The organism is Corynebacterium doosanense CAU 212 = DSM 45436, from assembly GCF_000767055.1.
In the GTDB taxonomy this organism is placed as follows: domain Bacteria; phylum Actinomycetota; class Actinomycetes; order Mycobacteriales; family Mycobacteriaceae; genus Corynebacterium; species Corynebacterium doosanense.
In genome coordinates, this window is the sequence record NZ_CP006764.1 from 822,809 (window position 1) to 840,068 (window position 17,260).

The following is a 17,260-nucleotide window of genomic DNA, read 5'->3' on the forward strand; positions in this document are numbered from 1 at the left end:
AGATCACAATAGCGTCTCGAAGGCCCCCCGGCAACTAGATTGTGAGCACCGTCTATCGGGCCCGCCCCCGAAGTGTTACACGCCACGCTCTGCCGAACTCCTCCGTCGTGCCACACCGGCCCCGCCGGACTGCCGTGGCACAGTAGGAAACGATGAGTAGAACAACCAGCCCCCAGTCGCGGCCGACACGCCGTCAGAGCAGGCCGCGGCTCACGCAGACCTCCGCCCCCGCCCCCAAGGCGAGGGCCGACCGGCCGACGACGATCTCCGGCAAGATCAGGCGTTTCCTGCCCGCCCTCGCCATCGCCGATGCGCTTGTCCTCGTGCTGATCGTCATCGCGGCCTTCGTCTCCGTCATGGTGGCCGCAGCCCCGCTGGCGGCCCTCCCGGCGACGATCGCCGACATGTGGATGGTCTCGCACCTCGCGCCCGTGGTCTATGACGACGTCACCGTCGGGATGCTCCCGTTGCTTCCCGCGATCGGGGTGGTCGCCGCCGTCGCCAGCCGCGTCCGGTCGGTGCTGCGCTCGAAGGTCAGCGTCCTCGACATCGGCGTGGCGCTGGGCTGCACCCTCGCCGTTCCGGCGATCCTCACGGTGGTGGCGTGGCTCATGCTGTGGGACGCGGCCAAGGTCTACGACGTCGGCCCGCCGCCGATCCTCCAGGCGTTGGCCACCACCATCGTGGTGCACCTGGTCGCCTTCGTCCTCGGCCTGGGACCCCGCCTGTGGAAGGCACTGTTCAAGCGCTACCGGCTGCCTGTTCCGCTTGTCGACGGCGTGTCCGACGCCTTCGCCTTCGCCCGCTACCTGGCGTTGGCTGCCCTGGTGGTCATGCTGCTGCTCGCGGTGTTCGGGCTGGACCGCCAGCGCGACATGCTGGCCTCCTTCCCGGACTCGGGAGGGGCGACCCTGGCCGCACTCGTGGTTCTGAGCATCCTCTACCTCCCCAATGCGCTGGTCGGGATGGCCTCCGTGCTGCTCGGTGCCGACGTGGCCTTCGGCGGCGCGCAGGTGTCGCTGTTCAGCATCCACCTCGTCCCGCTGCCGCCGACGCCCTTGACGGCGCTGATCCCGGGTTCCGCGAATCCCTATGCCCCGGCGCTACTGCTGGTCACCGCCACCGCCGCGGCCTACGCCTGGGTGAAGGCGAAGCCGTCGCTCATGCAGATCCTCGGGGGCGCCCTGGGCGCCGGGGTGATCATGCTGGTGCTCGCGGTCCTGTCGGGCGGCACCCTGGGCTGGTACGGCTACGTCGGACCCACGTGGTGGCTCGCTCCGCTGCTCGCCGCGGTGTGGGTGGGCGGTTCGGGCCTGGCCACGTACGCCGCGCTGCTCTTCGCGCAGCGCCGGGGCGTTCAGGGGCCGGGGGAGGAACCGGTCGCCGAAGAAACTGCCGCAGAGGAAGCTGACGCCGAGACGGCGGAGCCGGCGGAGGTGGAGGGCGACGTCGATACGCCGCCGAGCGAACCTGAACCCGCGGCGTCCGGCAGTACGCGGTTCGACAAATCTCAGCTGGAAGCCGATTCCGACGGGGACGACCCGGAGGATTAGGCTGGTACGGGTGACGCCGCCAAGCCAGAGCCCTGAAACCGGTAACCAGTCCCCGCCTCTGTCCCTCGTCGTGCTCGTCTCCGGGACGGGCACTCTGCTGCAGTCGCTGCTGGACAATCAGGACGCCCGCTACCGGGTGCGCCTGGTGGTCGCGGACAAGGACTGTGCCGCGTTGGAGCGGGCCGGGATGGCCGGTGTAGAGACCCGGACCGTGCCCCTGGGCCCCGACCGTGGTGCCTGGGACGAGCAGCTCGCGGAGGTCGTTGCCGCCGCCGAGCCCGATCTCGTGGTCTCCGCGGGATTCATGAAGATTCTCGGTCCCGCGTTCCTCGACCGGTTCGAGGGCGTCACCATCAACACCCACCCGGCGATCCTGCCGTCCTTCCCCGGAGCGCACGCGGTGCGTGACGCCCTCGCCTACGGGGTGAAGGTCACCGGCTCGACCGTGCACTTCGTCGACGCCGGGGTAGACACCGGCGCCATCATCGCGCAGCAGCCCGTGACCGTCGCCCCCGACGACACGGAGGACTCGCTGCACGAGAAGATCAAGGCGGTGGAGCGCGAGCTCATCGTCTCTGTCCTGCGCTCCGCGCGCATCAACCCCACCTCCAGGAAGGTCACCTTCACCCATGAGTGACGACCGCAAAGCCATCAAACGTGCCCTGATCAGCGTCTACGACAAGACCGGACTCGAAGACCTGGCCCGGAAGCTGGGCGAGGCCGGCGTGGAGATCGTCTCCACCGGCTCAACGGCCAAGAAGATCGCCGAGGCGGGCGTCGCCGTCACCGAGGTCTCCGACCTCACCGGCTTCCCCGAATGCCTCGAGGGCCGGGTGAAGACCCTGCACCCCCGCGTGCACGCCGGCATCCTCGCCGACACCCGCAAGGACGACCACCTGGCACAGCTCGGCGAGCTCGGCGTGGAGCCCTTCCAGCTGGTCGTGGTGAACCTCTACCCCTTCAGCGAGACCGTCGCTTCCGGCGCCTCCTTCGACGAGTGCGTCGAGCAGATCGACATCGGCGGTCCCTCCATGGTCCGCGCCGCAGCGAAGAACCACCCGTCCGTCGCCGTGATCACCGACCCGGCCCGCTACAGCGATGTTTCCACCGCGCTTATCGACGGCGGTTTCACCCGCTCCGAGCGCACCGCGCTGGCCCTCGACGCCTTCCGGCACACCGCCGCCTACGACGTCGCCGTGGCCACCTGGCTCGGTGAGCAGGCGGAGGCAGGGGCCGGCGCCACCGGGGACTTCCCGGAGTGGATCGGCGACTCCCACGAGCTCAAGGCCACCCTGCGCTACGGCGAGAACCCCCACCAGTCGGCCGCGGTCTACGCCGATCCCTCCGCCGGCGGGCTGGCCAACGCCACCCAGCTGGGCGGCAAGGAGATGAGCTACAACAACTATCAGGACGCCGACGCCGCCTGGCGCGCCGCCTGGGACCACGAGCGTGGGTGCGTGGCCATCATCAAACACGCCAACCCCTGCGGCATCGGGCTGTCCGACGACAACATCGCCGAGGCGCACCGCAAGGCCCACGCCTGCGACCCGATGAGCGCCTACGGCGGGGTCATTGCCGCCAACCGCGAGGTGACCAGGGAGATGGCCGAGACGGTCAAGGGGATCTTCACCGAGGTCATCGTCGCCCCGTCCTTCGAGGACGCGGCGCTGGAGCTTCTCAGGGAGAAGAAGAACCTGCGCATCCTCACCGCCGAGGCACCCGAGCGCGGCGGCCGCGAAGTCAAGCAGATCTCTGGCGGCGTGCTCGTCCAGCAGTCGGACGCGTTCCAGGCCGAGGGTGATTCCCCGGCCAACTGGACACTCGCGGCGGGGGAGGCCGCGTCCGAGGAGACGCTGGCCGACCTCGAGTTCGCCTGGAACGCCATCCGTTGCGTGAAGTCCAACGCCATCCTCATCGCCTCCGACGGTGCGACCGTGGGCGTGGGCATGGGGCAGGTCAACCGCGTCGACTCCGCCAAACTCGCCGTCGAGCGTGCCAACACCCTGGCGGACGGGGCGAACCGCACCTCAGGCGCCGTGGCCGCCTCCGACGCGTTCTTCCCCTTCGCCGACGGCTTCCAGGTCCTCGCGGACGCAGGAGTCAAGGCCGTGGTCCAGCCGGGTGGCTCCATCCGCGACGAGGAGGTCATCGCCGCGGCCAACGAGGCCGGCGTGACCATGTACCTCACGGGCGCGCGACACTTCGCGCACTAGTTGGGCCGCGGTCAGTCGGCCAGCAGGTCGAGCGTGCGCGCCTGTCGGTTCTCCGGCAGGGGTGCGTGCAGTACGTCGAGCACCGCGTCCGCGAGCATGACCGCACGCTCCGGCAGGGAGTCGGTCGTCCACGGCGCGGGGATCACGCCGTCATTCGAGCGCATCTCCGACACGGACAGCGCGATGGGGAAGGGGAGCTCCACCCGCGGATCGTCCGGACCGACGATCTCGGCGGCCAGCGCGCGGAACGCCTGCTCCACCTCGGCGCGGGAGGCGTGGAACTCCGCGAACTCCTCCGACTTGGCCACGGGCAGCTGATAGAGCTTGCCCACGTTCCACCGCTGGCCGAGCAGCTCCCGTGCCTGAAGCGCGACCAGCGCCCAGAGCCGCAGGGAGGCCGGGTCATCCGCCTCCGCGAGTTTCTCCGCCACGTTCAGCGACGGCTCCACCGTGGATTTCAGCAGGGTGAGGAAGATCTCCGTCTTGGACGGGAAATGGTAGTAGAGCGACGCCTGCCGCATTCCTACGGCCTCGGCGATCTGGTGCGTCGAGGTCATGGCGAAGCCCTGGTTGGTGAACAGCTCGGCGGAGGCGTCGAGAATCTCCTCCCGGGCGTTTGTGCCCCGGCGTCGCGAACTCTGTTTGCGGGGTCGTCCCACGGGTCCAGCCATTATGACCATCCTCCTTCAGTTGCCACTGTGACGTTGAAACGTTCTGCTATCCGACAAACCACGTCCGTCGCCCTCTGCACCGCGTCGGGTGGGGAACCGTCCGTCTGATCGGACTCCCGCCACAACGCGAGCCTGCGCCCGAGCGCGGCGCGCCACCCCTCGGCGAAGATCTCCTCCTCCCGGAGGCTGAGCAGCCCGGCCGCGGTTCCGGCGACGAGCCGGTCCACGGTCCCGACCCGCAACGCGGCTCGCTCTCCCGCGGCCCACCGGGCAACATCGGCGAACAGCTCCAACGCCTCCTCGTCGTGCAGCTTATCGACGGCCCGTTCCAGCAGTACCCGGTCAGGACCGTCGGGGCGGAAGTGGCCGGCGTCAATGAGGTCGACCGGGTCGCCGTCGCTCGCGGAACCGTCCAACCCTGCGGCGGCGAACAGCCGCGTCAGGCCGGAATCGTCCCCGCGGCCGCGGCGGACCCACCTGACGGGAAAGCCCGGCAGGAGTTCCCCTTTGGCCAGGGCGCCGGTGGGTGACACCGGGCCGCCGGCGAGTTCCTCGCCGACGGGGCTGGACAGCACGGCCCCGACCACCCCTGAAAACCACGCCGCGCAGGCCTCGGGCTCGAGGTGTGCGGACTCCTCCGAACACAGCAGGGACCCCGCCTCGCGGAGGACGGCCTCGGCGGTGGCCGGTTCGGTGGAGAGGGGAGCGCGGTCAGCGAGGTCGGCGAAAGACCGAGGAAGGGGCATGTCCACGCTGACTCCTGTCTGATTAAACCGAACGGCCGAAAGTTAATGGATACGCTACCGCATGACAGAGACCCACCACTCCGGGGGTGGTGGGTCTTACTGTGTTTCTTCCGGCGCCTCCGGCTGTGTGAAGCCAGCGGCGGGAAGAGCGCTGTTGCTTACCTGACAGCCAGAGTTACTTGGCGGTGAACGGCAGGAGAGCCATTTCGCGGGCGTTCTTCACGGCAGTGGCGACCTGGCGCTGCTGCTGCGGCGTCAGGCCGGTGACGCGACGCGAACGAATCTTGTGGCGGTCGGAGATGAACAGACGAAGGGTCTTGACGTCCTTGTAGTCCACCTTCTCGATGCCTTCGGCCTTGAGGGGGTTCTTCTTGGGGCGACGGGCCTGCTCGAGCCGTGCCTTCTTGTGGTTGGTGCTACGTGCTTTCATGATGCAAACGCTTCCTTACCAGCTCGACTTACGAACGCCGGGCAGCTCACCGCGGTGAGCCATCTCGCGCATACGGACACGGGAAACGCCGAACTTGCGCAGGTAACCGCGGGGGCGGCCGTCCTGGGCATCGCGGTTGCGCACGCGCACCGGGGAGGCGTCGCGCGGCTGGCGGTTGAGCTCGAACTGGGCGTCCAGACGATCCTCATCCGACGTTGCCTGGTTCTTGATGATGGCCTTGAGCTCGGCACGACGCTCCGCGTAGCGGGCGACGGTTTCCTTGCGCTGCTCGTTCTTGGCGATCTTTGACTTCTTAGCCATGAATTATCGCTCCTCGCGGAATTCGACGTGCTTGCGAACCACGGGATCGTACTTGTTCATGGAGATACGATCCGGGTTGTTTCGCTTGTTCTTACGGGTGACATAGGTGTAACCGGTGCCAGCCGTAGACTTCAGCTTGATGATGGGACGGATATCATTACGTGCCATTTTTCAGTTACACCTTCTCTCCACGTGCACGGATCTTGGCGACGACGGACTCGATGCCGTCGCGGTCGATGACCTTAAGACCCTTGGTGGAAACGTTGAGCGTGATGGTCCGGCCCTCAGAGGGCAGGTAGAACCGCTTTCGCTGAATGTTGGGGTTCCAACGGCGCGAGTGGCGGCGGTGCGAGTGCGAAACGGTCTTGCCGAAACTCGGCTCACGTCCCGTGACCTGGCAAATAGCCGACATGGGTGCTTCTTTCTCCTTGCCGCCCACATCAAAGCCGGTGCAGCGCCGCACCGAACCGGTGTGAGGGGTGGCTCGGGGCACTGCAAAAGGCCAGCTGACGGGGCGTAAACGTATACTTTCGACAACAGCAGTCGGTTACTTTACCTGCCGTTGGGCGCAGAACCTAATCATTTGCCCAGTGCTTTAGAGAGCCTCAGGGCGAGGGCCGTGCGGTTGCGGCAGGAGAGTTTTCTCAGGAGCGCCGACACGTGGTTCTTCACCGTCCCCTCGGCGAGGTAGAGGGCGGCAGCAATCTCGGAGTTGGTCCGACCCACGGCGACGTGTTCGGCGACCGCCCGCTCGGTCCGGGTCAACACCGCAAGAGTGCTTGTCGACGGCTGGTAGGCGTGGCGCGCCACCCGGGGATCGAGCGCCAGCCCTCCGTGAGCGGCCGCCACGACCGCCCTCGCCAGCTCTTCCGGCGCAACATCCTTGAGGATGTAACCGGAGGCCCCGGCGGAGACGAGCGAGGAGACCAGCGCATGGTCGTCGAAGGTGGTAAGCACGAGAACGGGCACGTGTGGGGTACAGGCATTGACCACCGCCAGCCCGTCGGTGCCCGGCATTGCTGCATCGGTGATGACCACGTCCGCCCGGTGCTCGTTGGCCAGGGCGAGGGCGGTGGATCCGTCCGTGGAGGTGGCGACGATGTCGACCTCATCGAGTGTCTGGAAGATGAGGCTGAGACCGCGCAGGAGGAGTTCATGATCGTCGATGAGGATCGCGCGAACGGGGTTCATGAGCGCTCGGGCAGTGTGTAGGTGACCGGGAACCCGCCGTCGATCCCGCCGTGGGGCTCGGCATCGATGCGGCCTTCACGGTGGACGAGGCCGAAGCTGGGCGGGCGGTCATTGCCAGTCCCGTTGTCGCAGACGGTGAGGCTGCGTCCGTCGAGACGCAACTGGGCCGCATCGGCCCCGGAATGCCTGACGACGTTGGTCAGCGCCTCCTGGGCAAACCGCAGCAGTCTCACGTTGTCCTCCTCAGACAGGTCGCTCATGTCCGTCAGATCGGTGCTACCGCATGTTACGTCCAGGGTGGGCCCGGAAAAGGACGCCGCGAGCGAGTCCAGCGATTCGCCTATTCCTCCCGGGGTGAGCACTGCCGGGACCATTGCGCGGACAGTCGCCCGCATGTCAGCCAGCGCGGCGGAGGTGTCCTCCCTGGCACGGGTAAGTTCCGTGTGGGCGGCGTCCGGATCGCTGGTCAGGACGCGGGTGGCGTAGTCGAGGCTGAGCCCGAGCGTCGTCAACCGGTGACCGAGACCGTCGTGAAGCGCCGCCGCGATCCGCTCCCGCTCCTGGGCGAGAGCGAGGGTGCGGGAATCCCGTAGTGAATGCTGGAGGCGTTCATTGGCCGCGGTCAGCTGCGCGAGCATCTGGTCACGCTGCCTCCCGAGGGTGTGGGCGCGTTCCATGAGAAAAGCGAAGGCGAGGCCGCTGACCACCAGGAGCGTAGCCGCGGTGCCCTCCAGCACGATGCGTGGAAGACCGCTCTGGGAGATCACATGTACCGCCACGGGGATGGCGGCGAGGACTGCGCCGTAGACCCCAGCTGCGAGACGCCCCACGCCTTGGGCGAGAACGATGAGGGTGACCCACTGGAGCGCGAAGGCCATGGGGTTGTCGCACGCGAAGAAGGAGGCGATCGAAACGGCGGCGAAAACCCATGCAGTGAAACCCGTGGGCCGCCACCGCCAGAGAGCCCACGCCAGCACGAGCAGCGACCCCGCGACTGCGCCGGCCATCACCCAGTTCTGTGGACGCAGTGGCGACAGCACAACGCCGAAATAGAGGGTCAGTGCTGAGGCAAAGAAAAAGTCCAGGAGCAGGGGCCCGATCGCTGGTGGGGAAGCACCCATGACACCGACGGTACCCGGGCAAACCCATGACTCTGGTCATGAGTTTTCCTGCCCGCAGGGACTGTCGGGGCAGGTGGAACACGCCTAGCTTGAGGGCCATGAATGTCCAAGCGAGTGAAATCGATCCACAACACCTCCGTCCTCTCCTGCCGCTCAATTGGTGGGGACTGTTCCTCCGCGCGATCGCCGCCACCGTGATTCTCATGGCGGCGAACATGGCACGTTCCATTCCCGCCAGGTGGTATTCCGGGGTGGGGGAGGAGACGCGCCTGGCCTACAACACCGCGTGGTTTGTGCTCACCCCTGTGCTCGTATTCCTTGCCGTGTGGGCGTGGATGAGGTGGGTGGAGCGGGCCCCGTTGCGTCTGACCGGGGTAGCCGGCGGGCGCCGGGCGGTGAGCGGGATGCTCGGAGGAAGCGCGCTAGTCGCCTGCCCGATGGTGGTGGGCTGGTTCGTCCTGGCCGCGGTGGGCGGTGGCCTGAATTCCGGCCCCGAAACTCCCGGGGGAGGGGAAACCGCCGTCGGGGTGGCTGTCGGCGTGGCCTACGTCCTCGTCAGGGCCTACGTTCTGCAGGGATTTCCGGAGGAGCTGCTCTACCGTGGCTGGCTGTTCAGCATTGTGCGCGACCGGCCGTGGGTGGCTTTCTGGTTCACCACCTTCTCCTTCATGATCATCCATCTCGCCTCCGCGGGCGGGCAGCAGAATGTGGTGGAACGCCTCGTCTACCTTGTCCTGCCTCTGGGGATGGGCATGCTGGCCGGTGCCGTCGTACTGTGGCGCGGCTCGATGTGGTGGGCCGTGGGCACCCACGGCGGGATGCATCTGATGCTCGCCGTATTGACTGTGGCGTATCCCGTTGAGCTCGGAACCGCGTCGTGGTTGGTGCTGGGTCTCGCGCAGGTGATCATGGCCGCCGTCATTCTCGCCCTCTGGCACCGTCAGCCCCGTGAGCAGGATCGGGAGGGATTTCGGGTTCGGGCCGAGGACATGTAGGCTGTCTGAGGTTCATCGTTTGTACCGCAGGGCACGTGCGATGCTGAATGTTTACACCGACCCCAACTCAGGCACGATCGCCGCACATACCGCCGGCGAACCGACCTGAAGTATCAATCCTGAAGGGTTTCGAATTAATGAAGAACGATATCCATCCCGACTACCACCCGGTGGTCTTCCAGGACGCCGGTACCGGCTTCCAGTTCATGACCAAGTCCACGGTCAAGTCCCCCCGCACCATCGAGTGGGAAGACGGCAAAGAGTACCCGCTGATCGTCGTTGACGTGACCAGCGAGTCCCACCCGTTCTGGACCGGTGCGCAGCGTGTCATGGACACCGCTGGCCGTGTCGAGAAGTTCCAGCGTCGTTTCGGTGGCATGGCCCGCCGCAAGAAAAAGTCCAACGAGTCCTAAGAAGGAGGGTAAAAGACAATGGCAACTCCCAAGTTCAAGATGTCCCGCGCCAACACCCGTATGCGCCGTTCCCAGTGGAAGGCCGACAACGTCGCCCTCCAGGAAGTCACCATCGACGGCCAGACCGTGCGCATCCCGCGCCGCCTGGTCAAGGCCGCCAAGGCTGGCCTGATCGACGTCGAGCAGTTCTAGTTTCGACTGTGGCCGTGGGTCGGTGACCCGCGTGAGCCCACGTGACGAGCCCCCGCAGAGACACTTTGTGGGGGCTTTTTCCTACCCGATTCATCGCGTCGACCTACTTTGATACATAATTATGGTTATGAAAGTAATGGTCGTGGACGATGAGCAAGCGGTAAGGGATTCCCTACGTAGGTCCCTGGGATTCAACGGCTATGAGGTGTCGCAGGCGTCCGACGGCGCGGAGGCTCTCGAGCTCATCCGTGCCGAGCGCCCTGAGCTGGTGATTCTCGACGTGATGATGCCCAAGGTGGACGGGCTGGAGGTCTGCCGCCAGCTGCGCAGTACCGGCTACGAACGCCCCGTGCTCATGCTCACAGCACGCGACGGGGTCTCGGACCGGGTCGCGGGCCTCGACGCGGGCGCCGACGACTACCTCCCCAAGCCGTTCGCCCTGGAGGAGCTGATCGCCCGGGTGCGTTCGCTGCTGCGGCGCGCCGCCGCGGACGCCATCGCCCCCCGTGGGGCAGAGCGACCGACGCTGGAGTTCGCCGATCTCCGGCTCAACCCCGAGACACGGGAGGTCACCCGCGGGGACCGCCGCATCAGCCTCACTCGCACCGAGTTCGCCCTCCTCCACCTGCTCATGCAGAACCCCCGGAAAGTGCTCACCCGGTCGGAGATTCTCGAGGAGGTGTGGGGCTACGACTTCCTCACGTCGGGAAACGCCCTCGAGGTCTACATCGGCTACCTGCGTCGGAAGGCCGAGGCCGGCGGTGAACCCCGACTGATCTACACCGTCCGAGGAATCGGTTACGTCCTGCGCGACACCGCCCCGTGATCCTTCGGAAGTACAGCGACATCCCGGACGAGGAACTCTCTCCCTCCGATCCGCGCGTCCACGAGGCCGGCACGCCGATCCGCTGGCGCCTGTCGCTGCTCACCACCCTGATCGTCGCGGTCGCGGTGGGGGCGATCACCCTGGTCACGTACTGGACGGTCTCGGGGATTCTCACGGCCTCCGTGGACGCGGAGCTGGACCAGAACGCCACGGGGGTAATCAGCCGCTCCGAGAATCTCGGCAGCATCGCGGGCATCCGGGAGGACATCGAGCAGTTCAAGCTGTATCACCCGGACATCCGGGTCGCCGTGCAGCCGGGGGAGGACTCGCTCAGCTACGGCGACGCCATCCAGTTCGTCGCCCCGGACATTCCCCCGGGTGCAGACCTGGGCACGACGGTCCAGACCATCGGCAACGAGCGGGTGCTGGCCAAACGTTACAGCGACGGCACGACCATCGTGCTGGCGCAGGACATGGCCCGGACGCACGACCTGATCTCCGCCCTGGGCTCGGTGATGCTGGGCATCTGCCTGCTGGGCATCCTGCTGTCCATAGTCGCCGGCGCCTTTGTGTCCACCACGGGTCTGCGCCCGCTCGTGCGGTTCCAGCGGGCCGTCGACCGGATCACCCACACCGACGAGCTCAAACCCATCCAGGTGCACGGTTCCGACGAGCTGGCCCAGCTGAGCATCTCCTTCAACGAGATGGTGGAGACGCTGCAGGAGTCGCGCCGGCGGCAGAGCAGCCTCATCGCCGACGCCGGCCACGAGCTGAAGACCCCGTTGACCTCGATCCGCACGAACGTCGAGCTGCTCCTCATGGTGCTCAACAGCGGCCAGACGATCCCCGACGACGAACGTCGCGACATCAAACACGACGTCATCGCCCAGCTCGACGAGATGGCCACGCTCATCAACGACCTCGTCGACCTCGCCCGCGACGACGGGGAGGCCAACCCCAGCACCGTGGAGATCGACCTGGACCAGGTCATCGACGCCGCCCTCACCCGCGTCGAACGCCGTCATCCCGACCTCACCTTCGACGTCGACTCCGAACCCTGGCCGATGATCGGCGAGAGTGCGGCCCTGGAACGCGCGGTGCTCAATCTCTTGGGCAACGCCGGCAAGTGGTCTCCGCCGGGCGGCACCGTCCGGGTCCGGCTCCACGACGGCAGGCTCGAGGTCTCCGACTCGGGTCCGGGTATCGCCGTGGACGAGCGGGAGAAGGTGTTCGAGCGCTTCTACCGGTCCGACGAATCCCGCTCCATGCCGGGTTCGGGTCTCGGTCTGTCCATCGTCCAGCAGACCGTGCTCCGCCACGGCGGATCGGTGTGGGTAGAGGAGTCCGACGACGGCGGCGCCAAACTGGTGGCCACGTTCCCCGGGCTGACCCGGTAGGGCGTCGCTTATCGACGTACTGTGGCCACCGTATTCAGGAAACCTACAGAAACCGTGTCTGACTCCGTCAGTCCCGGCCCAGTCCAGTCCCAGCGCAGTGGTGCAAGGTGGTAACCCATGAACGACAATTTCACGCCCGAGTCCGGCTCCGATCGCGCCGAGGGATCCTCTCGCCCCCAGGGTTCCGGCCAGGGTTACCCCGGAGGCTTCGAGCCGACCTCGTCCCCCTACGGTTCCTTCCCCCAGAGCGCGCCGCTCGCTGACGACACCCGCTCCTTCGCCCGTCCCGAGCAGCCGGCCCCCATGGGCCCCGCCAACGGATCGGCGCCCGTCGGCACGGCGGAGGGGAAACGCTCCGTCGGTCTGGGCACCGCCCTCGGTCTCATGCTCGCCGGTGCCGTCGCCGCGGGCAGCATCGTCGGGGTGGCCGTCGGCCGGGACGGGGACGGGGACGATTCCTCCACCCAGTCCGCCTCTGAGGTGCTGCGGAGCGAGCCGGCCGATGCGCCGCCGATCCCGGAGGGCAGTGTCGCCAGCGTCGCCGAGGCCGTGCTGCCCGCCGTGGTCTCGATCCAGGTGGTCACCAACACCTCGGCAGGCGAAGGCTCGGGTTCGATCATCTCCCCGGACGGCCTCGTGCTCACCAACCACCACGTCGTGGCCGGCACCACCGACGGCACCGTCCAGGTCACGCTCAACGACGGCACGACGAAGGATGCGGACGTGGTCGCCTCCGACCCGGCGACGGACATCGGGATCATCAAGATCAGGGACGCCTCGAACCTGCCCACCCTGGAGTTCGGTGACTCCGATCAGCTCGTCGTCGGCCAGGAGGTCGTGGCCGTCGGCGCACCCCTGGGGCTGTCGGGAACGGTGACCTCGGGCATCGTCTCCGCGCTGGAGCGCCCGGTCCGGGCCTCCCAGGACGGCGGGGAGTCCTCGCTCATCGACGCGATCCAGACCGACGCCGCGATCAACCCCGGCAACTCGGGTGGCCCGCTGGTGGACATGAACGGCAACCTCATCGGCATGAACTCGGTGATCGCGTCCCTGTCCTCGGGTGATGCCGCCGGTAACATCGGCCTGGGTTTCTCCATCCCCTCGAACTTCGCCCGCCGGGTCGCGGACCAGCTCACCGCCACCGGCACGGCGACGCAGCCCATGCTCGGTGTCACGGTCGACGCCCGCAACCCGGTCCAGGGTGCGCAGGTCGTCAGCGTCCAGCCGGGCGGGCCGGGGGAGCAGGCCGGAGTCCGCGACGGGGACATCATCACCCGGGTCAACGACCGGACGATCGACACCTCCGACGCGCTCATTGCCGCGGTGCGTTCCCACGACTTCAATGAGACCGTCACCCTCGAGGTTCTGGACCCGGCCACCGGGGAAACCCGAGAAGTAGAAGCAACGCTCACCGGCGAGTAGATTCATGTCCATCTCACGCCACCAACTCACAGGAGAACAACCATGATGCCGAGCGCCGAGGGAATCTCAGCTGGTGGCCGCCAGAATCTGCTGGACATCGAGGAACCGGACGAGGCCGTACTGCTCGCCGCGGAGCAGGAGATCACCCGCCCGTCCCGGCGCCGCGCCATGGTCGTGCTTGTGGCCGACCACGGCATCGGCTCCGGCCCCGACACCGGCGCTCTGCTGGCGGAGCTCCTCCTGGAGGCGAACTTCGACGTCGACGGCATCATCACCGTCGCCTCGAAGAAGTCACAGATCCGCAAGGCGATAGAGACCGCGGTGGTGGGCGGCACCGACTTCGTGCTCACCGTCGGTGGCACGGGTGTGGGCCCGCGGGACAAGACCCCGGAAGCCACCGCGGACGTGCTGGATCAGGACGTCCCGGGCGTGGCCCAGGCGCTGCGCTCGTCCGGCCAGGCCTGCGGGGCGGTCGATGCGACCACCTCCCGGGGCATTTCCGGAATCTCGGGCTCCACCGTCGTGGTCAACCTCGCTGCCTCCCGGGCGGCCATCCGCGACGGCATGGCCATGCTCCCCGCCCTGGTGCACCACCTCATCGACCAGCTACAGAAGTACTCGGTCTAGGTCATGGGCAGTCGGCCACGTCGCCGGGTCTTCCGTCCGAGCGACGCGGCCGGCTATGACCGCCGGGCCGACCTCCCGGTGCAGGAGCCGGCGGCGGGCGGGGAGTTCGTCGAGCTCGACGACGATGGCGTCGATCCCGGACATGAAGAAGAGGCGGCCGATCGCCTGTTACGCGATCGACCGCCTCACTGGGGCTGAACTCAGCCCTCAGCAGTTCTTACTCGGAACGGTGGGTGCCGCCGAGGCCCGTCTCCGGAGCGATGGAACCGCGGGTGGTGGCGGCACCGTTGGTGGCCAGCAGGTCGCGGATCTCGGAGAGCAGCTCGGTCTCGGTCGGGTCCTCGGCCTCGGGGTCGATGCCCTGGCGACGCTTCTGCGCCGCAGCGACCTTGTTCATCGGCATGACGACGAGGAAGTAGATCACGGCTGCGACGAGGAGGAAGTTGATCAGAGCCGAGATGAAGGCGCCGAGGTCGATGGTGGTCGCCTCGTCACCGGCACGGAGCTGGAAGGCCAGGCCGCCGACCTCGGGGTCACCGAGGAGGGCGAGCAGGGGAGCGATGAAGTTGTCGGTCAGCGCAGTGACGACGGTGGCGAAGGCGGAGCCGATGACGACACCGACGGCCAGGTCCACGACGTTGCCGCGCATGATGAATTCTTTGAAGCCTTGAAGCACAGTTGTACCTTTCCCGAATGCAGTACCGTCTGTTGTTGACGGGTCCCCGAATGCGGGGCGAGATGAGTATAGCCATATTTCTCTGCGCCGCACCACTTCAGGAGTCACCGGTGACCACGATGCCCAGCGGAGTGCTCAGCGAGGCAGACGCCGTGCGCTGCGCCTGCCCGGCCTCCAGGGCCACGAGAATGGTCTCCGGCTGGGCGGGATCGGCGATCACCACCCGCCCGCCCGTGGCCACGACGATGCCCGGGACGGGCCCTGGATCGGGTCCAGGAGCCGCGGTTTCCGCGGTGGTGACGAGGGTGACCGTGTCACCGTGGCGCAGCAACGCGGTGGTCGCGGGATCCGCCAGTTTCACGGGCACCACCACCGGGCGCTGATCCGAGGGAAAGCCCGCGGCCAGCTCCTCCGTCAGCCGCGGCCCGGTCAGCCGGGCATCCGTGACCACCTCCCCAGCCCCGACTCCGGTGACCACCACCCGGCCGGTCACGGCGGCGATCTCAGTGGCAGCGCCCTCCGGAATGAGCCGGGAGGGGAACGGGCTCAGTCGCAGGTCCTCCGCGCTGACCTCCGAGCCCACGGCCAGGGGGCGGGCGAACACCACCACCGAGGGATCCGACTCCAGCCGGGAGGCCGCAGCGGAGACGACCGCGGCCACGACGAGCGCCGCGGCGACGACCCGGCGCAGCAGCACGCTGCGGCGGTGGCCGGGAGGGGAGAAAGGGAAGGAGAGCTTCACCCCTGCTTAGACTGGCGAAAGGTCGTCCTGGTTCCCGGGAAACGACATCAGCCCGCGCGGGGTGATGGCGGCGGCGACGCCGAAATCGTGTGCCTCGGTGGGAATCGTATCGGTGATCTCGGCGTCGTAAAGCAACACCACCGTGAGCGGGCCGTTGTCCGGGAGCTGGGACAACGTGCGGTCGTAGTAGCCGCCGCCCTTGCCCATGCGCACGCCGCCCGGGGTGACACCCAGGGCGGGGACGAAGATGACCGCGCACTCCGCGAGGGCGTCGGTGCCGAGGCGCTCGCCCGTGGGCTCGGAGATGCCGAGTCGTCCCGGCGCGGTGGCCTCGGGGCCCTGGTAACGCGCCCAGGTGAGCTCGCCACGCTCACCGGAGATGGGCAGAAGCACCTCGTGTCCGTCCCCGTACAGGCTGTCCACCAGGAGTTTTCCCCCGGGTTCCCGCTCGCCGGCATGGTAGGCGGCGATGCGCAGGCGGGGCTCGGGAAGCCCACGCAGCAGCTCGCGCGCGTGGGCGATGATCTCGGAATTCTGCCGGTCCACCTCGGCGGTGGGCAGCGCTTTTCGACGGGCCGAGAGCTCCCGCCGGACGGATCGTTTGAGTTCACGCACGGTTTCCGGAGGTGTCATGGTTTCACACTAATGCCGGGGCCTGCCGTGCGGCGGGTTTATGCCGGAGGGGGAGGGGCTGCACGGTAGGGTCGACGCCATGGCAGAACCCAACAACCAATCCCCGAACGGGGTTCGGACCGTCGTCGTCCCCGCGGCAGGCATGGGAACCAGGTTCCTCCCCGCGACGAAGACCGTCCCGAAAGAGCTGCTCCCCGTCGTGGACACCCCGGGCATCGAGCTCATTGCGGAAGAGGCGTCCCGGCTGGGTGCGACCCGGCTGGCGATCATCACCGCCCCCAACAAGGACGGCATCCTGCAGCACTTCGCGGAGTTCCCCGACCTGGTGGAGACCCTGTCTCAGCGCGGCAAGGACGAGCAGGTGGCCAAGGTGCGCAAGGCCGCCGAGCTGATCTCCCCGGTCGCCGTGGTCCAGGACAAACCCCTCGGGCTCGGCCACGCCGTCGGTCTCGCGGAAGAGGCGCTCGACGACGACGAGACCGCCTTCGCCGTCATGCTTCCCGACGACCTGGTCATGCCCACCGGCGTCATGGAGAAGATGGCCGAGGTCCGCGCGGAGCTCGGCGGCTCCGTCCTCTGCGCCTTCGACGTGCCCCGCGAGGAAGTGTTCAACTACGGGGTCTTTGATGTCGAGGAGATCGACACCCAGGCCTCCGACCTGCCGGCCGGGCTGGTCAAGCGAGTGACCGGCATGGTGGAGAAGCCGGAACCCGAGGACGCGCCCTCGACCTTCGTCGCCGTCGGGCGCTACCTGCTGGACCGGGCCATCTTCGACGCCCTCGATCGGATCGAGCCGGGCAAGGGCGGGGAGATCCAGCTGACCGACGCCATTGAGCTGCTCATCCGCGAGGGACACCCGGTGCACATCGTCGTGCACGAGGGAATCAGGCACGATCTGGGCAACCCGGGCGGCTACATCCCGGCCAACGTCGACTTCGGCCTGCATCACCCGAAGTACGGAAAGTCGCTGTACCGGTCGATCAAGAAGATCATGGACGAGTACGAGTCCGAGAACGGTCTCTGACCACCCCGCCAGTTTCCCCACGGGGCGCATCGCGGCAGAACCTAGCCGCGGGCGCCCCCGTACATCC

Annotated in this window: 22 protein-coding genes; 11 read left to right on the forward strand and 11 right to left on the reverse strand. The window is 67.5% G+C overall.

The features are described from left to right. The first annotated feature begins 152 nt into the window (after nucleotides 1-152). From CDOO_RS04090 to purH, 3 genes are read left to right on the forward strand one after another with little or no spacing between them, the layout of a single operon-like run. Nucleotides 153-1,553: a cell division protein PerM gene (locus tag CDOO_RS04090; protein WP_155861332.1), complete on the forward strand. Its 1,401-nt coding sequence runs from the start codon at nucleotides 153-155 to the stop codon at nucleotides 1,551-1,553. A 10-nt stretch (nucleotides 1,554-1,563) separates the two neighbouring features. After that, nucleotides 1,564-2,190: a phosphoribosylglycinamide formyltransferase gene (purN, locus tag CDOO_RS04095; protein WP_173405495.1), complete on the forward strand. Its 627-nt coding sequence runs from the start codon at nucleotides 1,564-1,566 to the stop codon at nucleotides 2,188-2,190. Further along, nucleotides 2,183-3,766 (forward strand): bifunctional phosphoribosylaminoimidazolecarboxamide formyltransferase/IMP cyclohydrolase, encoded by a 1,584-nt coding sequence (gene purH, locus CDOO_RS04100; RefSeq protein ID WP_018021942.1) that lies wholly within the window; start codon nucleotides 2,183-2,185, stop codon nucleotides 3,764-3,766. The genes purN and purH overlap by 8 nt, the downstream gene beginning before the upstream one ends. An 11-nt stretch (nucleotides 3,767-3,777) precedes the next feature. Here purH and CDOO_RS04105 read toward each other — a convergent pair whose 3' ends face one another. The 8 genes from CDOO_RS04105 to CDOO_RS04140 all read right to left on the reverse strand — a co-directional run bounded on the left by CDOO_RS04105 (nucleotide 3,778) and on the right by CDOO_RS04140 (nucleotide 8,132). After that, nucleotides 3,778-4,437 carry a TetR/AcrR family transcriptional regulator gene (locus CDOO_RS04105; RefSeq protein ID WP_018021941.1) on the reverse strand — a complete coding sequence of 220 codons (660 nt, stop codon included), beginning with the start codon at nucleotides 4,435-4,437 and terminating at the stop codon, nucleotides 3,778-3,780. After that, nucleotides 4,437-5,183 carry a hypothetical protein gene (locus CDOO_RS04110; RefSeq protein WP_018021940.1) on the reverse strand — a complete coding sequence of 249 codons (747 nt, stop codon included), beginning with the start codon at nucleotides 5,181-5,183 and terminating at the stop codon, nucleotides 4,437-4,439. The genes CDOO_RS04105 and CDOO_RS04110 overlap by 1 nt, the downstream gene beginning before the upstream one ends. A gap of 175 nt (nucleotides 5,184-5,358) precedes the next feature. After that, a complete protein-coding gene (rpsR, locus tag CDOO_RS04115; RefSeq protein ID WP_018021939.1) occupies nucleotides 5,359-5,613 on the reverse strand; it encodes a 30S ribosomal protein S18 in 255 nt (84 codons plus the stop codon). Between the two features lie 15 nt (nucleotides 5,614-5,628). Beyond that, nucleotides 5,629-5,934 carry a 30S ribosomal protein S14 gene (gene rpsN / locus CDOO_RS04120; protein WP_018021938.1) on the reverse strand — a complete coding sequence of 102 codons (306 nt, stop codon included), beginning with the start codon at nucleotides 5,932-5,934 and terminating at the stop codon, nucleotides 5,629-5,631. A gap of 3 nt (nucleotides 5,935-5,937) precedes the next feature. Beyond that, entirely contained in the window at nucleotides 5,938-6,102 is a 165-nt protein-coding gene (gene rpmG / locus CDOO_RS04125; protein ID WP_018021937.1) for a 50S ribosomal protein L33, read from the reverse strand. A 7-nt stretch (nucleotides 6,103-6,109) separates the two neighbouring features. Further along, the gene (rpmB, locus tag CDOO_RS04130; RefSeq protein WP_018021936.1) at nucleotides 6,110-6,346 is read right to left on the reverse strand and encodes a 50S ribosomal protein L28; all 237 of its coding nucleotides are present in this window, start codon (nucleotides 6,344-6,346) and stop codon (nucleotides 6,110-6,112) included. Nucleotides 6,347-6,513: 167 nt separating this feature from the next. After that, nucleotides 6,514-7,125, reverse strand: a complete 612-nt coding sequence (locus tag CDOO_RS04135; protein ID WP_018021935.1) for a response regulator — start codon at nucleotides 7,123-7,125, stop codon at nucleotides 6,514-6,516. Beyond that, a complete protein-coding gene (locus CDOO_RS04140) occupies nucleotides 7,122-8,132 on the reverse strand; it encodes a sensor histidine kinase (RefSeq protein ID WP_039746538.1) in 1,011 nt (336 codons plus the stop codon). Before CDOO_RS04140 ends, CDOO_RS04135 begins: the two co-directional genes overlap by 4 nt. Before the next feature lie 212 nt (nucleotides 8,133-8,344). Between CDOO_RS04140 and CDOO_RS04145 the strand changes: the two genes are divergently transcribed. From CDOO_RS04145 to CDOO_RS04175, 7 genes are all read left to right on the forward strand, one after another. Then, nucleotides 8,345-9,241, forward strand: coding sequence for a CPBP family intramembrane glutamic endopeptidase (locus CDOO_RS04145; RefSeq protein ID WP_162138666.1), 897 nt, complete (start codon nucleotides 8,345-8,347; stop codon nucleotides 9,239-9,241). Nucleotides 9,242-9,378: 137 nt separating this feature from the next. Continuing rightward, nucleotides 9,379-9,654, forward strand: a complete 276-nt coding sequence (locus CDOO_RS04150) for a type B 50S ribosomal protein L31 (RefSeq protein ID WP_018021932.1) — start codon at nucleotides 9,379-9,381, stop codon at nucleotides 9,652-9,654. Between the two features lie 18 nt (nucleotides 9,655-9,672). Continuing rightward, the gene (gene rpmF / locus CDOO_RS04155; RefSeq protein WP_018021931.1) at nucleotides 9,673-9,846 is read left to right on the forward strand and encodes a 50S ribosomal protein L32; all 174 of its coding nucleotides are present in this window, start codon (nucleotides 9,673-9,675) and stop codon (nucleotides 9,844-9,846) included. A gap of 127 nt (nucleotides 9,847-9,973) precedes the next feature. Continuing rightward, a complete protein-coding gene (locus tag CDOO_RS04160; protein ID WP_026159355.1) occupies nucleotides 9,974-10,672 on the forward strand; it encodes a response regulator transcription factor in 699 nt (232 codons plus the stop codon). Then, on the forward strand, nucleotides 10,669-12,069 hold the full coding sequence (locus CDOO_RS04165; RefSeq protein WP_018021929.1) for a HAMP domain-containing sensor histidine kinase: 1,401 nt from the start codon (nucleotides 10,669-10,671) through the stop codon (nucleotides 12,067-12,069). Before CDOO_RS04160 ends, CDOO_RS04165 begins: the two co-directional genes overlap by 4 nt. A 117-nt stretch (nucleotides 12,070-12,186) precedes the next feature. After that, entirely contained in the window at nucleotides 12,187-13,491 is a 1,305-nt protein-coding gene (locus CDOO_RS04170) for a S1C family serine protease (protein WP_018021928.1), read from the forward strand. Nucleotides 13,492-13,533: 42 nt separating this feature from the next. Then, a complete protein-coding gene (locus CDOO_RS04175; RefSeq protein ID WP_018021927.1) occupies nucleotides 13,534-14,118 on the forward strand; it encodes a MogA/MoaB family molybdenum cofactor biosynthesis protein in 585 nt (194 codons plus the stop codon). A gap of 217 nt (nucleotides 14,119-14,335) precedes the next feature. Here the strand turns inward: CDOO_RS04175 and mscL are convergent, their stop codons facing one another. The 3 genes from mscL to CDOO_RS04195 all read right to left on the reverse strand — a co-directional run bounded on the left by mscL (nucleotide 14,336) and on the right by CDOO_RS04195 (nucleotide 16,169). After that, entirely contained in the window at nucleotides 14,336-14,794 is a 459-nt protein-coding gene (gene mscL / locus CDOO_RS04185; RefSeq protein ID WP_018021925.1) for a large conductance mechanosensitive channel protein MscL, read from the reverse strand. A 97-nt stretch (nucleotides 14,795-14,891) separates the two neighbouring features. Continuing rightward, nucleotides 14,892-15,536 (reverse strand): SAF domain-containing protein, encoded by a 645-nt coding sequence (locus tag CDOO_RS04190; RefSeq protein ID WP_018021924.1) that lies wholly within the window; start codon nucleotides 15,534-15,536, stop codon nucleotides 14,892-14,894. Between the two features lie 6 nt (nucleotides 15,537-15,542). Further along, entirely contained in the window at nucleotides 15,543-16,169 is a 627-nt protein-coding gene (locus CDOO_RS04195) for a 5-formyltetrahydrofolate cyclo-ligase (RefSeq protein WP_038573289.1), read from the reverse strand. A 79-nt stretch (nucleotides 16,170-16,248) separates the two neighbouring features. Here CDOO_RS04195 and CDOO_RS04200 point away from each other — a divergent pair, with 79 nt between their 5' ends. Next, a complete protein-coding gene (locus CDOO_RS04200; RefSeq protein WP_020384607.1) occupies nucleotides 16,249-17,193 on the forward strand; it encodes a UTP--glucose-1-phosphate uridylyltransferase in 945 nt (314 codons plus the stop codon). Nucleotides 17,194-17,260: the final 67 nt, after the last annotated feature.

Bases quoted from the DNA above. Each gene is read 5' to 3' on its own strand.
- CDOO_RS04150 (WP_018021932.1), top strand. From the start codon at position 9,379: ATGAAGAACGATATCCATCCCGACTACCACCCGGTGGTCTTCCAGGAC.
- rpmF (WP_018021931.1), top strand. From the start codon at position 9,673: ATGGCAACTCCCAAGTTCAAGATGTCCCGCGCCAACACCCGTATGCGC.
- CDOO_RS04195 (WP_038573289.1), bottom strand. From the start codon at position 16,169: ATGACACCTCCGGAAACCGTGCGTGAACTCAAACGATCCGTCCGGCGG.
- CDOO_RS04170 (WP_018021928.1), top strand. From the start codon at position 12,187: ATGAACGACAATTTCACGCCCGAGTCCGGCTCCGATCGCGCCGAGGGA.
- CDOO_RS04160 (WP_026159355.1), top strand. From the start codon at position 9,974: ATGAAAGTAATGGTCGTGGACGATGAGCAAGCGGTAAGGGATTCCCTA.
- purH (WP_018021942.1), top strand. From the start codon at position 2,183: ATGAGTGACGACCGCAAAGCCATCAAACGTGCCCTGATCAGCGTCTAC.
- rpmB (WP_018021936.1), bottom strand. From the start codon at position 6,346: ATGTCGGCTATTTGCCAGGTCACGGGACGTGAGCCGAGTTTCGGCAAG.
- rpmG (WP_018021937.1), bottom strand. From the start codon at position 6,102: ATGGCACGTAATGATATCCGTCCCATCATCAAGCTGAAGTCTACGGCT.
- CDOO_RS04145 (WP_162138666.1), top strand. From the start codon at position 8,345: ATGAATGTCCAAGCGAGTGAAATCGATCCACAACACCTCCGTCCTCTC.
- rpsR (WP_018021939.1), bottom strand. From the start codon at position 5,613: ATGAAAGCACGTAGCACCAACCACAAGAAGGCACGGCTCGAGCAGGCC.
- CDOO_RS04200 (WP_020384607.1), top strand. From the start codon at position 16,249: ATGGCAGAACCCAACAACCAATCCCCGAACGGGGTTCGGACCGTCGTC.
- rpsN (WP_018021938.1), bottom strand. From the start codon at position 5,934: ATGGCTAAGAAGTCAAAGATCGCCAAGAACGAGCAGCGCAAGGAAACC.
- CDOO_RS04090 (WP_155861332.1), top strand. From the start codon at position 153: ATGAGTAGAACAACCAGCCCCCAGTCGCGGCCGACACGCCGTCAGAGC.
- CDOO_RS04110 (WP_018021940.1), bottom strand. From the start codon at position 5,183: ATGCCCCTTCCTCGGTCTTTCGCCGACCTCGCTGACCGCGCTCCCCTC.
- CDOO_RS04105 (WP_018021941.1), bottom strand. From the start codon at position 4,437: ATGGCTGGACCCGTGGGACGACCCCGCAAACAGAGTTCGCGACGCCGG.
- CDOO_RS04135 (WP_018021935.1), bottom strand. From the start codon at position 7,125: ATGAACCCCGTTCGCGCGATCCTCATCGACGATCATGAACTCCTCCTG.
- CDOO_RS04140 (WP_039746538.1), bottom strand. From the start codon at position 8,132: ATGGCCGGCGCAGTCGCGGGGTCGCTGCTCGTGCTGGCGTGGGCTCTC.
- CDOO_RS04175 (WP_018021927.1), top strand. From the start codon at position 13,534: ATGATGCCGAGCGCCGAGGGAATCTCAGCTGGTGGCCGCCAGAATCTG.